This window comes from Streptomyces sp. NPDC018964 (assembly GCF_044390325.1).
In the GTDB taxonomy this organism is placed as follows: domain Bacteria; phylum Actinomycetota; class Actinomycetes; order Streptomycetales; family Streptomycetaceae; genus Streptomyces.
In genome coordinates this window covers 242037-255952 of record NZ_JBIRYZ010000005.1, presented here as the reverse complement: position 1 = coordinate 255952, position 13916 = coordinate 242037, and the positions used below count along the sequence as shown (strand labels likewise).

At 68.8% G+C, this 13916-nt stretch carries 10 protein-coding genes and 1 pseudogene; 8 read left to right on the top strand and 3 right to left on the bottom strand.

What is annotated here, in order from left to right; all coding sequences use genetic code 11:
• Positions 1–142 precede the first annotated feature (142 nt).
• Together ACH5AO_RS10885 and ACH5AO_RS10880 are read right to left on the bottom strand one after the other, a co-directional pair.
• The gene (locus ACH5AO_RS10885; protein ID WP_398923919.1) at positions 143–1021 is read right to left on the bottom strand and encodes an MBL fold metallo-hydrolase; all 879 of its coding nucleotides are present in this window, start codon (positions 1019–1021) and stop codon (positions 143–145) included.
• Between the two features lie 68 nt (positions 1022–1089).
• A complete protein-coding gene (locus ACH5AO_RS10880; protein WP_398923918.1) occupies positions 1090–2427 on the bottom strand; it encodes an MFS transporter in 1338 nt (445 codons plus the stop codon).
• Between the two features lie 148 nt (positions 2428–2575).
• On the opposite strand from ACH5AO_RS10880, the gene ACH5AO_RS10875 reads away from it, so the two are divergent.
• The 5 genes from ACH5AO_RS10875 (at position 2576) to ACH5AO_RS10855 (ending at position 8673) form a co-directional block, all read left to right on the top strand.
• Positions 2576–2782, top strand: a complete 207-nt coding sequence (locus tag ACH5AO_RS10875; RefSeq protein WP_398923917.1) for a hypothetical protein — start codon at positions 2576–2578, stop codon at positions 2780–2782.
• A complete protein-coding gene (locus ACH5AO_RS10870; protein ID WP_398923916.1) occupies positions 2769–4160 on the top strand; it encodes an amidase in 1392 nt (463 codons plus the stop codon). Before ACH5AO_RS10875 ends, ACH5AO_RS10870 begins: the two co-directional genes overlap by 14 nt.
• 142 nt (positions 4161–4302) lie before the next feature.
• The gene (locus ACH5AO_RS10865) at positions 4303–4929 is read left to right on the top strand and encodes a TetR/AcrR family transcriptional regulator (protein ID WP_398923915.1); all 627 of its coding nucleotides are present in this window, start codon (positions 4303–4305) and stop codon (positions 4927–4929) included.
• Positions 4930–5607: 678 nt separating this feature from the next.
• Entirely contained in the window at positions 5608–7116 is a 1509-nt protein-coding gene (locus ACH5AO_RS10860; protein ID WP_398923914.1) for an ATP-binding protein, read from the top strand.
• A gap of 120 nt (positions 7117–7236) precedes the next feature.
• Complete coding sequence (locus ACH5AO_RS10855; protein WP_398923913.1) at positions 7237–8673, top strand: hypothetical protein; 1437 nt, start codon at positions 7237–7239, stop codon at positions 8671–8673.
• Here the strand turns inward: ACH5AO_RS10855 and ACH5AO_RS10850 are convergent.
• Positions 8645–9463, bottom strand: a complete 819-nt coding sequence (locus ACH5AO_RS10850; protein WP_398923912.1) for an IS5 family transposase — start codon at positions 9461–9463, stop codon at positions 8645–8647. The genes ACH5AO_RS10855 and ACH5AO_RS10850 overlap by 29 nt on opposite strands.
• Before the next feature lie 347 nt (positions 9464–9810).
• On the opposite strand from ACH5AO_RS10850, the pseudogene ACH5AO_RS10845 reads away from it, so the two are divergent.
• From ACH5AO_RS10845 to ACH5AO_RS10835, 3 genes and pseudogenes are all read left to right on the top strand, one after another.
• A pseudogene (locus ACH5AO_RS10845) lies at positions 9811–10281 on the top strand (transposase domain-containing protein); the annotation flags it as partial.
• Entirely contained in the window at positions 10220–11131 is a 912-nt protein-coding gene (locus ACH5AO_RS10840) for a transposase (RefSeq protein ID WP_398924051.1), read from the top strand. The pseudogene ACH5AO_RS10845 and the gene ACH5AO_RS10840, both read left to right, overlap by 62 nt.
• 320 nt (positions 11132–11451) lie before the next feature.
• Positions 11452–13728 (top strand): DUF262 domain-containing protein, encoded by a 2277-nt coding sequence (locus ACH5AO_RS10835; RefSeq protein ID WP_398923911.1) that lies wholly within the window; start codon positions 11452–11454, stop codon positions 13726–13728.
• Positions 13729–13916: the final 188 nt, after the last annotated feature.

The following is a 13916-nucleotide window of genomic DNA, read 5'->3' as shown; positions in this document are numbered from 1 at the left end:
GGCCCCGTCGGTGACGACGGAACGCATGCCGGAGGAGTCTCACAGCCGCTCCCGGGCCGTCCGGTCGCGGACGCCCAGGACGTCACCCGCACGGACTCGGTGCGACTCGGTGCGCGGCACGTCCCGGGTGCTCCGATCCGCTTCAGCCGCCGATGGGCGTGACCCCTGAGGGAGCCGGGACCAGTCGGTACCCGCCGTCCTCGCGCAGCACGTGTCCGGCGGTCGGCGGCGGGAAGTGGCTCCCGAGCAGGAGAGTCGACGTACTGGCCAGTGAGCCGAGCACCTGGTTCCGGGTCCTGGCCGCGAGTTCGGGAGCGACGTCCACACAACTGCAGAGCTCCGGATGCGCCATCTGGACCGGGTGGTGGATGCTGTCGCCGGTGACCAGTGCGGTCTCGCCACGGCTGCTCAGTTCCACCGCCACCTGCCCCGGTGTGTGGCCGGGGGTGGGCAGCAGACGAATGCCCGGCGCGACGTCCGTGCCCTCGTCCGCGACATCGATGAGGTCGAACAGACCTGCTTCCCGGACGGGATGGACCGAGTCCCGGAACATCTGCCGACGCGCCTCCTCCATGTCGACACCCGCCCAGTAGTCCCACTCGGTGCGTGAGGTGAGATAGCGCGCGTTCGGGAAGGTGGGCACCCAGGCGTCGCCCTCGGCACGCGTGTTCCACCCCACGTGGTCGGCGTGGAGGTGGGTCAGGACCACGAGGTCAACGCTCTCCGGCGCGAAGCCCGCCGCCCGTAGCCGTGCTTCGTAGTCGCTGTTCAGGTTGTGCCAGGCGGGGTTGGCGCGCCGCTTCCCGTTTCCGATGCCGGTGTCCACCAGCACCCGCATGCCGTCCACCTCGACGGCGAAGCTGTGACTCGCCAGACGCAGGACGCCTTGTTCGTCGGCGAATTCGGGGCTCAGCCAGGGAGTCCGGCTCACGAGGTCGGTGGTTGCCCCGGGCAGCAGCCACGGACCGGTCCGGGCGGGCAGGACCACTTCGTCGATGCGTCGTACGGTGTGGTCGCCCACCGTCCAGGAAGAGGCGGGGGGAGTGATGGATCTGGTCGTTTGCGATGAGGTGAACACGGTGACTTTCCTTACCTGTCATGGGTCGCGAGGACGGAGATGTCCGGAGCGGGTGTGTCGGGTGAGGCGGATGTGTAGTTGCTCGTTGCCGGGCGGGAGCGGGAGCGGGAGCGGGTGTCCGGGGACGGTGCCCGGCGTCGACTGCGCAGCGACGCGGTCAGCGTCGTGACTGCGACGGTCGCCAGTACGGCCACGCAGCCGGCATGGACCAGTGCCGCCGCACGCAGCCCGAAGCCGGCGGCGAGGGCGCCGGCGCCGATGGCGGGCAGACTCATCGCCAGGTAGCTGAGTACGTAATAGGAGGCGAGCGTGCCGCCCTTCTCCCGGGCCGGGACCGAGTCGACGACCGCGCGCAGCGCACCCTGGGAGACGGCTCCGAAGCCGAACCCGGCCAGCGCCGCCCCGGCGAAGAGGAGTACGGAGTCGGCGAGGTGGAGGGCACCCAGGGTCAGGACGGCCGCCGGAATCACCGCGCAGCCCCCGAGAAGAGCGGAGACGTCGGCACGCATCCTGCGCGTGAAGTACACCGTCGGGGCGGCGACGGCCGTCAGCGTGAAGAAGACCATGCCGCCGGCGTATTCGGGTCCGCCGGGGGAGATGAGCCGTGTGAAGCCCGGTCCCAGGGACGAGTAGAAGCCGCCGAGGGCCCAGACGGCGACGACGCCGGCGCCGTTGAGCAGGAGAGTGCGGGCGGCCGCCGGCGGCAGCGCCAGGTGAGGCCGCGTCGAGCGCAGTGCTCCGGGACGGCGGCGGACGGTCTCGGACGTCGAGACGAGGGCGATGGCCTGCGCGGCGAACACGACGATCAGGGCCGCGTACAGCGTGATCGTCGGAACGGGGGCGAAGCGCACCATGAGGGTGGCTGCCAGGACGCCGGCCGCCATGCCCGTCACCGGCGCGATGCTGTTGGCCAGAGCGGCGCGACCCGGCCGGGCGGGGTCTTCCAGGTCGAGGAGGGCCGCACCTGCTGCGCTGGTCGCCGCGCCGGTCGCGATGCCCTGCAGCACGCGGGCGCCGATCAGGGTGGTCAGGCCGCCGGCCGTCGCGAACAGTGACATGGAGGCGACCTGGACCGCGAGCGCGCCCAGGAGCACAGGGCGGCGTCCGACATGGGCGGAAAGGGTTCCGGTCGTCAGCAGTGCGATCAGGAGCGCCAGAGCGTAGGCGCTGAAGACCACGGTGATGTCGAGGGACGACAACTGCCACTGAGCCTGGTAGTGGGGGTACAGCGGGGTCGGCGCGCTGGATGCGGCGAGCAGCGCGATCAGGACCGAGGCGTGCAATGCGAACGGCAGGCGTCCGGATGGGGAGGTGCGGGGAGGCGCGAGGCCCGCGGGGACGCTCTGCATGAGGGTCCTTCCCGTACTAAAAGCGATTGGTTTGCTTTAAGCCACCGTAGATCCTACGATCGACTAAAGCAAACAATTCGCGTTTACGGTGGTCGGAGGTTCTGTACCGGCCCCGGCCCGTCGCGCCGCACAGATCCGGAAGGAAGCCATGACCAGCGAACTCACCCCCCAAGAGGCAGCCCGAGGGGCGCTGCGGGCGGGGCTCCACCTCGGGGACGGCCGACACGAAGGAGTGGCCATGACGGCCAACCACATCCACTCCGTCATCAGCACGTTGCGCGAGCTCGATTTCGGCGAGACCCCTCCCGCGTCCTCCTACCGAGCCGGACAGGGGAACGCCGATGCAACCGTTTGAGCTGTCGCTGACCGAAGCCTCCCGTGCGGTGCGCGCACGGGAGCTGTCCCCCGTCGAACTCACCGAATCGGTGCTCGCCCGTATTGCCGCCGTCGAAGGACGGCTGGGCGCCTACGTCACCGTCGCCGCCGACGCGGCCCTGGCCGCAGCGGCCCGCGCCGAACGGGAGATCTCCGGAAGCGGACCGCGCGGGCCGCTGCACGGGATCCCCATGGCGCTCAAGGATCTGATCGACGTGGAGGGGATGCCCACCACGGCGAGCTCGCACGTCCGGGCAGGGCACGTGGCGGAACGCGACAGCCGGGTGGCCGAACGGCTCGGCGCCGCCGGGGCCGTCCTCCTGGGCAAGACGCACACGCACGAGTTCGCCTACGGCCTGACCACTCCGCAGACGAACAACGCCTGGGACCACAGCCGGGTCGCGGGCGGGTCGAGCGGCGGCTCGGCGGTGGCTGTCGCCGCCGGCGGGGCGACGTTCGCCATGGGCACGGACACGGGCGGTTCCATCCGGGTCCCCGCGGCCCTGAACGGCGTGGTGGGCCTCAAGCCGACCTACGGCCTGGTCCCACGCACAGGCGTGACCTCGCTGTCCTGGTCCCTGGACCACGTGGGCCCTCTCACCCGAACCGTCCAGGACGTCGCGCTGGTGCTGTCGGCGACCGCCGGCCACGACCCGCGCGACCCGGCGAGCGTGTCCGGCCCGATGCCGGACCGCTTCCCGGGGGGCGACCTGCGAGGACTGAGGGTCGGCGTACCGCGGAACCACTACTTCGACCGGGTCACGCCCGAGGTCGAGGAGTCCGTACGCGGCGCGATCGAGCGGCTGGCGGAGCTGGGAGCGGAGCTCGTCGACGTCGAGATCCCGATGGCGCGTTACATCCGGGCCGTCCAGTGGGGGCTGATGGTTCCCGAGGCCACCGCCTACCACGAGCGGTCGCTGCGGGCCACCCCCGACCTGTACGCGGCGGACGTCCGCATCCTGCTGGAGGCCGGCGAACTCACCTCTGCGGGCGACTACCTCCGCGCCCAGCGGGCCCGCACCATGATGCGAGACGCCTGGGCTCGCATGTTCGACGGAATCGATGTCCTTGCCGCGCCGACGGTGCCGATGACCGCCGCCGAGGCGGGGCAGGAAACCGTCGAGTGGGCCGATGGCACGACCGAGGCCGTGTCGGACAGCTACGTCCGCCTCTGTGCCCCGGCCAACATCACCGGCGTCCCGGCCCTCACCCTGCCGGTCGGTCACGACCGCGCCGGACTGCCGATCGGTATGCAGTTGATGGCGCGCCCCTTCCACGACGCGACGGTTCTCCGTGTGGGCCGGGTCTACGAGGAGTCGGTGGCCGACGCGGGGCGGCTTGCTCCCCTCGCTGCCTGAGGGAAGGCGGACGTTCCGGCCGGCATGCGGTCGCGTCGCTGCAGGGGCGTCCGCCGGGCTCGGACGCCCGGACGCGCAGCCCCGCGGGTCGCCGACGCCGGCCACCGCCTAGAAGCAACAAAATCGCATTAAGGTGGATCGCATGAGTCCCAGGCCCATGGTCCGCCCCGGCGGGCGCAGTGCACGCGTACAGGAGTCCGTCCATGCGGCGGTACGTGAACTCGTAGGGGAGGTGGGCCGCGACGCGCTCACGGTCCCGATGGTGGCCACTCGGGCGGGCGTGACCCCCTCCACGATCTACCGTCGTTGGGGCGACCTGCAGGAACTCCTGTCAGACGTGGCCGTCGAACGACTGCGCCCGGAAACGGATCCGGCCGATCTCGGAAGCCTGCGGGCCGATCTCGACGCGTGGGCGGAACAGTTCGTCGACGAGATGGCCTCGCCGCCCGGGCGCGCCTACATCCGGGACGCCCTGCTCGGCGATCCCGACGGAACCAATGCCGGTCAGTGTTCGGCGTATGCCGCAGAGCAGATCGACGTCGTGTTGGCCCGTGCGGTGCAACGGGGGGAGCCGGTGCCCGAGACGGAACTGCTGATCGACCGTGTCGTGGCACCGATCATGTACCGCATCCTCTTCCGCCCTGGCCGACTGGACGCCGCATACGCGCGCGAGCTCGTGACGAACGCCGTGTACGCCCAGCAGATCGAGGCCGGCGCTCGCCCCACCCGGACCGCCGCCCCTCGGCGCTCGAAGAAACCCGACAACTGACCACTTCGCTCATCGGGCGGTCCGGCCACCGGGCCGTGGAGGCCAAGCGGCCGGCTGTACTGGCAGGGGTCCTGAAATCACCGGCGATGACCGACCGGGACGTAGCCCTTGGGCGTGACGCCCGTTTGACGCTCCGTGCGCACGAAGGGCTCTTCGGCGGAGCCGAAAACGGCCCCTGACCTGGTGTTGTGTGAGATCCGTCCTGCCGGGACAGCTTTCCGATGACGCATCACGTGGAGTGCGTGGCGATCCTGGAGCCGGTCAAGAAGGGCGCCTGACCTGCGGTTTCGTAGTTGACCTCACGGGTTCGACGTGTTCTCGTCCCCGCAACAGGTCGATCCGCCCACATGGCCCCGACCTGCGTGTTTCCTCTGGTCGGGGCGCTGCGGTGCGCGACGGCGCCGTCTTTTCGGAAATCTTGACGCTCGACTGACGCTCGGATCCCGGCGGGTCAGGGGGCCGCTCGGGGGAGTGACCGGTGCGAGGCGGGGTCGGCTGTGGCGAGGAGTGCGCCTACGGATGCCTGCGCATCGGCCACGGACAGTGATATCTCACTGCTGTGGCCTTGGGCCGGATGACCGGACGTTCTCCTTGACAAGTCTGCCTGTACGGACTCTGTACAAGTAGACTTGTACATGTTGCGACGTAGCGGACCTGTCCCGATGTGGGGTTTCTCTGATGAACAAGAACCTGCCGCTCAAGCCGGAAGACGTGGTCGACCGGGACCGGGAGTGGGACCTGCTGGCCGAGTTCGTCACGGATCCGGATCCGGCGATGCGCCTGGGCATCGTGTCGGGGCGCAGGCGGCACGGGAAGTCATATCTCCTGCAGGCGTTGTGCGAGCGGGTGGGCGGCCTCTATGTCACCGCGGTGCGGGAGGAGGGCCGGCTGCCGGCGATCCAGCGGTTCGGCGACGCGGTCGCGGCCCACGCCGGTCTGCAGCCCGGCACACTGCGGCTGTCCGACTGGCGCGAGGTCCTGACCAACGCCCTTGAGGTAACCGTTCGCTCGGGTGCGTCGCTGCTGGTGATCGACGAACTGCCCTATCTGCTCCAGCACTCGCCGGAGATCCCCGGGCTGCTCCAGCAGCTCTACGACGAGCGCCAGCGCGGAAGCGGCACCGGCGTCCGTCCCGGCCCGCGGCTGATCCTCTGCGGCTCCGCCATGAGCGTCATGCACGAACTGCTCTCGGGCACCAAGCCGTTGCGGGGCCGTGCCGTGATCGACCTCCGGCTGGGTGCCTTCGACTACCGGGCCGCACGCGACTTCTGGCGGATCGACGATCCGCTGACCGCCCTGCAGGTCCACGCCGTCCTGGGCGGAGCCCCCGGCTACCGGCCGGTGGCCGCCCGCCCCCACCCGAACGACGGCTTCGCCGCCTGGCTGACCCGCACGCTCCTGGACCCCGGCCGGGCCGTCTACTCGCGCACAGAGACCGAGTACCTGCTGCGGGAGGACCCACGCATCACCCAGCACACCCTGTACTACGACATCCTCACCGCGATCGCCCAGGGCGCCTCGACCCCGACGAGGATCGGGGCAGCCCTGGAGCGCCAACGCAACGCCGTCACACACCCGTTGGACGTTCTAGAGTCCACCGGTTACATCCAGCGCGAGCAAGACATTCTGCGCCCGCGCCACCCTGTCATCACGCTCGCCGACCCCGTCATCCGCTTCAACCAACTGATCACGCTGCCGCAGGCCGCCACCGTCGAGCAGGGCTTCGCGGAACAGGCGTGGCAGGCCGCTACGACGACCTTCAACTCCAAGATCCTAGGACCGCACTTCGAGGATCTCGCCCGTACCTTCACCCGCCGCTACGCCCATACCCTCCTTCCCGGCGGCCTGCCGGGCCCCGTCGGCACCACCGAGGTCGCCGACCCGGCGGCCCGCACGAAGCACGAGGTCGACGTGCTCGCCCTCGCCCTGGGCGAGCGTCCGCAGGCGCCGCGCGCCCGGATCGCCCTGATCGGTGAGGCCAAGGCCACCGCCGCCCGCCGCGGCACCGGCGACCTGCAACGCCTCGAGCACATCCGGGGCTTGCTCACCAGCCAGGGCTACGACACCGCAGGCGCCACGCTGGCCCTGTTCTCCTTGCACGGTTTCTACCCGGACCTGGTCGAATTGGCGGCCAGACGTGATGATCTCCTCCTGGTTGACCTGCCGGGTCTCTACGGGGGCGGTTGACCTCAGCAGGGATTTTGCCTGGCAAGTCGATGAACGGCGTAGAGAGGAAAGAGATCAGACCCTGACACTGCCTCCGACTAAACTCGTGACGGGAGCACGGGAACGCGCATGAGGGGGACCATGAGCCGGGTTGTCGTGGTGCACGGGGTGGAGCGTCAACTTGATACCGCTGAGACCATGTTGGCGGAAATCGCGCCGGCGTTGCGCGGCGGAGTCGGACTCGCCTTACGCCGAGATCCCACGCTCGGGCGGTTGTCGGACGACGACATCGCTTGCGCCGGATATGGGGACCTCTACAGGCAGACCGGCACGCGCGGCGAGCCCTACTACCGGGCGGAGGATGTGGAGCCCGGGTTCGAGGCCGAGTTGCTGGAGACCTGGTGGCGGGAGGCCGCTCGGCTGGATCCCGGTATCCCCGGCCCGGACACTGGGGGGCCGGACGATACGGGCGCTGGCCCCGCTGCCCGTGGTGCCCTCGGCCATCTTGCCAGTCGCCCCCTTTCTGTGGACCGGGTTCGCCGAGCCCTGCACGCCCTCACCCGCACTCGATTCTTTGGTGCTGTCTCCGACCGGCTACTCATCTCGAACCTCAAGCAGGTACGTCGCTACTTCACAGAGCCCGAGCTGCGTGACGCCGTACGGGCTCGGACTGCGGAGCTGATCACGTCGGACACCCGGGTGGTTGTGGGGCACTCGCTGGGCTCAGTGGTTGCCTACGAGGTGTTGTGCGCTCTTCGGCCGGAGCGGCCGCCGCTGACGCTGGTCACCCTCGGCTCCCCGCTGGGCCTCGCCGGGCTGGTCTTCGACCGTCTACAGCCTGCACCACAGCAGGACGGCACGGGGATCTGGCCGGCGCCGGTCAAGCACTGGACCAACGTGGCCGACAGCGGTGACATGGTCGCCCTCGTCCGCGAACTGGCGCCCCGGTTCGGTCCGGAGGTCCTTGACCTGCTGGTGGACAACGGCTCTGAGACGCCATCCGCTTTCCGAACGTGGTCGGTTGGTTCGGGGTGGGTGGGCATGGACTCCGTTCAGGGACGGGAGAGATGGGTGTGGTTCGTCCGCTCGTCTGGCTCGTGGAGGTGGCTGGTGCCGTCGGTGCTTGGTCTGCTGGGGGCCCGGGAGAAAAGGGTCCGGGAAGAGATCGCGGCGTTGCGGGAGGAGGCCGAGCGGGTGCAGGCCGCGCTCGGGGATGCGGAACGCTCGCTTCAGCGGCTGGTGGATGCCCGGGCGACGGTGGCCGAGGTGCTGGCCGAGCCGTCTTCGTCAGTAGCGGAGCCGGAGCGGGGCGCGATGGCGGGTTCGCCGGTGCCGCACCGGAGTGAAGGCATGCCGGCGTCGGTGCTCGCGGCGGACTACCAGCGGATCGTGTCGGTGCTGGAGTCGGCGGGCCGGGAGGGGATGCGCTGCCGGCAGCTGGCCGTGGCCCTGGGCCTTCAGGCGGTCCCGGCGAAGGTCGAGGGAGTGCGGTCGAAGGCGAAACGCCTGGTGGAGCGGGGCTGGGCCCTGCAGATGCGGCCGGGGGTGTTCACCGCGCTCGCGGTGTCGGCCGGCTGAGACCGGCTGGGCGGCGGCGTCCGGCCAGGCGGCCGCTCATGAGTATGGTCATCGACCACAGCCCCATGGCCTCGTGCATGGCGGGCAGCCTCTCGTAGTCGCGTACCGGGCGGCGCGAGCGCATCAGCCAGCTCAGCGTCCTCTCCACCACCCACCTGCGTGGCAGCACCACGAACCCTGTCGTGTCGTCGGTGCGCTTGACGATGTCGAGGGTGAGCTGGAGTTTCTCGGCCGCCCAGTCGACCGGGCGCCCGGCACAGCCGCCGTCCGCCCACACCAGGCGGACGGAGAAGTACGTCTTGCGAAGCCGCTCCAGCAGTGGGACGGCGGCGTCGCGGTCCTGCACGCTCGCCGCGGTCACCGCGACGGCCAGGACGAGGCCGAGGCAGTCCACCGCCAGGTGCCGCTTGCGGCCGCCCACCTTCTTCCCGCCGTCCCAGCCGGAGGTGGAGCGCGGGATGTTCGCCGCTGCCCGCACCGACTGTGAGTCCACGACGGCAGCCGTCGGATCCGGGGAACGGCCTTCCTTCTGGCGGATCTTGTCGCGCAGCCGGTCGTGGAACTCGGCGAGCAGACCCGTGACCTGCCAGCGGCGGGCGAAAGCATGCACGCGCCGATACGGCGGGAAGTCCGCGGGGAGGTTGGCCCACTTGACGCCGTTGTCGACCACGTAGCGCACTGCGTCGAGTATCACGCGGTGGCAGTACCCCTCCGGCCGCCCGCCCCGGCCCTCCAGCCAGGCCGGAACCGGCAGCACCGCCCGGATGACCTGCCACTCGGCCTCCGTCATGTCGGAGGCGTAGCACGCAGTACGCTCCGGCCGGTCCGCCGCGTTGCCGAACCTGTGCGCGAGGCAGTCACACGATGGGGACGACGGGTTGGACTCCACGCACGCGAGCGCGAAAGACTGCGGCAACAGGGCCTCCTGGCGCTTGGTTTGGTTCGCACCCCCGAGCTACCAAGAGGCCCTGCTGTCATGCGCTGACTCGCGCGCGATCACCCGATCAGGAACCCTGTTCGACCAGACCAACCCCGTGATCGATAAGCGGATGGCGTCTCAGGGCAGGTAGAGCGCGCGATGACGAGTGTTCTGGGTGAATAGAACCCTGGAATGCACAGGCGGTCCGCCACGGACTGATGATGCGCCAGGTGATCTCGGGACAGGGTGACGGGGCTTCCGGTAGGACAGGAGATCGACCAAGATCCGACTGCCTGCGAGGGAGCCCCGTTGGGCACTCAGTCTGCCGTCGCTGCTGCCCCAGCCGTCACCACGGCGGTCCGTCCGGTGCCCCCCGAAGCCCTCGAAAGCGGTCGGATCCGCAGTTCGGCGACCGGATTCGGCTCGGCGTACTCACCGAAGAGATCACACCCGAAGTGGTCGACGAAGTACTGGAGTTGACCGGAAGGACCGAACGGCGCCGCAGGCTTCTCCCGGGCCGCGCAGTGGTCTACTTCGTCCTGGCCCTGTGCCTGTTCAGCAGCTCCGACAGCGCCGGGCCGCCGGGATACCGGGCGGTCCTGCGGACCCCGACCGAGAAACTGCGGCATCTGCCGGGCGGGCGCGTCCAGCGCCTGCCCACCGGTTCGGCCCTCACCCGAGCCCGCCAGCGCCTGGGACGGCACCGCGCTGGACGTTCCGGACACTCCCGAGAACGCCGTCACATTCGGGTTCACCGGCCGTGATGGCACCAACAAGAGCGGAAACCCGCAGGTCGGACTGATGGCTCTGATCGAGTGCGGCACCCTCGCCGTCATCGACGCGGCCCTCGACTCGATTGCCAGGTTCAGCGAGCACAAGCTCGCCCGCCGCCTGCTCGCCTCCCTGCGGCCCGGCATACCGCTGCCGGCCGACCGTAATTTCGCCGGCCACGAGCTGTGGGGCCTGGTCGAGGCGACCGGCTGCCACCTCGCCTGGCGAATCAAGAAGAACCTCGTCCTGCCGCCGTTGTGGGTCCTGTCCGACGGCTCGTACGTGTCCGTCATGCCCACCCCGGCCGAAAGCCAGCGTCTGGGCAACGCCCGCTTCCAGGGCCGTACCCCGGCAGGGCTGCCCGACGGACACCTCGTGCGCATCATCGACTGCACGGTCACCGTCCGGCCCCAGCACGAGCCGGTGCAGGTGGAGAAGTTCCGCCTCGCGACCAGCCTGCTCGACCACCGGCAAGCACCCGCACGGCAGTTGGAACAGCTCTACCACCAGCGCTGGGAGATCGGGAACGGCTTCGCCGAACTCAAGAACCGCCTGCGCGGCGCCGGCTTCATCCTGCGCTCCAGGACCCCCGAGCTCATCAGCCAGGAAATCTACACACTGCTCACCGTCTACCGACTGAAGAAACCACCGCGGAAAACCTTCGAAGCCAAACGCCGGGACGAGCCCCGCCCGCCCAGCCGCGTCAGCTACTCCCTCAAAGTCACGCGGAACCCGGGGCACCCACTCTCACCTGCGGAAACGCCCTAAATCAACCGCATCGCGGGGCAGAGGCACTTTCTGTTTTCCTGACCGCCTGCCGGACAGTCCGCTTCATGAAAGCACGAGGCCAGTGGCCGTTGGCGACCAGTGCCCTCGCCGGCCACCAGCCGATGAGACGATCCCGTCAGGTGCGGCTCTGTTTAACGCCCTGGGGCGTTCCTCCGGAGGCGAGCGAGTCTCGGCCAGTCGCATCCCTGAATAGAGAAGCGGCGCTGCTCGGGCAGGGTGGCGCAGGCTAACCTGATGCTGTTCCCACGCCATGACCGCTTCCGTCAACCAGTTGCTCTCAGACGTTAGAGTTTTCGGCTGTGCCCCCCACCCTGTATCGCGACACCGGCTACACGCTCCGGCACTTGATTGAGAACATCGAAGGCGGTCGTATCGGATTACCGGACATTCAACGCCCGTTCGTCTGGTCTGCGGCGAAGACCCGCGATCTCTTCGACTCGATGTATCGGGGCTACCCGATCGGCACCCTGATGTTCTGGGAGACCGGCGCTGAGGTGGGGACGCGGCAGATCGGCACGGAAGTCGGTGATCGGGCACCCCAGTTGTTGGTCGTTGACGGACAGCAGCGGCTCACAGCCCTGTTCGCTGTCCTCACCGGCCACAAGATCGTCACCAAGTCCTTCGACGAGATCAACGTTCGTATCGCGTTCCGCCCGGAGGATCAGACGTTCGAGGTCACGGACGCGGCGATCGAGCGTAACGCCCACTACATTCCGGACATCACCGCGCTCTGGGCGCAGGGTGGTTACAAGCGCACCGTCCGGCAGTTCTTCCAACGGCTCGAACAGGCCGGCGGTCAACCGCTGTCGGACGCTGCCAAGGACGAGCTCGAAGAACGTGTGGACAGGGTTCGGGACCTGCACGAGTTCCGCTTCCAGGTGGTGGAGCTGGGCGCCTCTGCCAGCGAGGAGCAGGTCGCCGACATCTTCGTGCGCATCAACTCCGAAGGGGTGAAGCTCAACCAGTCCGACTTCATCCTCACTCTGATGTCCGTGCACTGGGAGAAGGGCCGTCGTCAGCTCGAGGACTTCAGTCGTGGTGCGGTGGTGGCGGGACCCCCCGGTCCGAGTCCCCGAAACGCCTTCCTGGACCCCAGCCCCGACCAACTGCTGCGCGTAGCCGTCGCTGTTGCCTTTCGGCGCGCCCGGTTGCAGCACGTCTACAGCGTCCTGCGAGGAAAGGACCTCGAAACCGGCAAGGTCACCGCCGCTCGACGCCAGGAGCAGTTCGACCGGCTCGCCGAAGCACAGACAAAGGTCTTGGACCTGGTCAGCTGGCACGAGTTCTTCCAGTGCGTCACGGCGGCCGGCTTCCGCAGTCGCAAGATGATCACCTCCGACAACGCCCTGCTGTACAGCTACGCGATCTGGCTGATCGGGCGCCACGACTTCGGACTGACGGTCGATGAACTCCGTCACGTGATCGGACGGTGGTTCTTCATGGCGCACACCACCGGGCGGTACTCCAACTCGCCTGAATCACAGATGGAGTTCGACCTGGGGCGGATCGGTAATCTGCCGCCAGGTGACGGCCGGGCCTTCACCGCGGAACTCGACCGGATCATCGCAGCGAACTTCACCGGCGACTACTGGGACATCTCCCTGCCCAACCGTCTGGACACATCCTCGTCGCGTTCACCGGTGCTGTTCGCCTACCAGGCGGCGCTCAACATCCTCGACGCCGAGATGCTCTTCGGCCACCAGCGAATCCGTGAGCTGCTGGACCCCTCGGTCCAACCCGTCAAGGCTGTCGACCGGGACAACCTGTTCCACCGTAAGGTGCTCGCCGGACTGGGTATCACCGACCGACGCCAAGTCAACGCCATCGCCAACATGGCCTACGTGACGTGGCCGGCAGGCGCGCAGTCGAACACCGACGCACCCCATGATTACTGGCCGAGAATCACGGACGAGATGGACCCGGTGGTGCTCGAGCGGCAGGTGCGGTGGCACGCACTCCCCGTGGGCTGGCAGCAGCTCGACTATTTCACCTTCCTGGAACGGCGACGTCACCTGATCGCCAAGGTCGTGCGGGAAGCCTTCGAGACCCTCACAGGGGAACGACCCGCGTACGTCCCGACCACCCCGGCCGACATGATCGCCGCCGGCGAGTCTCAGGGCACCGAGTTCAAGGCCAGCGCTCGCTGGAACGTGCACACCCAGCAGGCCGACAAGTCCCTACGGCACAACATCGTCAAGGCTGTCGGCGGCTTTCTCAACGGCGAGGGCGGGAACCTGTTCATCGGTGTCGCCGACGACGGGACCGTCCTCGGCATCGAGAACGACCTCACCACCCTGGAGTCCCAGGCCGGCGTCGACGGGTATGAGCTCTTCGTGCGGCAACTCCTCGACAGCAGCCTGTCGGCCCCGACAGCGACCACCGTCCGCGTACGCTTTCCCGAGATCTCCGGCAGAGTCGTCTGCCAGATCAGCGTTGCTGCGGCAGGTAAGCCCGTGTTCGCCAAGCCCGCCAAGGGCGGCAACGGGGCCACCGACTTCTGGGTCCGGGTCGGCAATGCCACCAAGCAACTCCATGGCGATGACCTTCTGCGTTACCAGGAGGAGCACTGGGGATGAGGGACTTCATGGCCGACCCTCCGTCACAGGGGAGATTCCTCGGGCTCATCGCTGGTCTGGGCCACGTTCCGCCCAATCCCTGGCAGACCGGGGCGCACACCCTTCTTCCGTGACACGGCACGTGATGTCGGTGCCGCCCCTTACGGTGGAGATCACCGATGCCGCGGGGGCGGTGGGGAGGGACGACA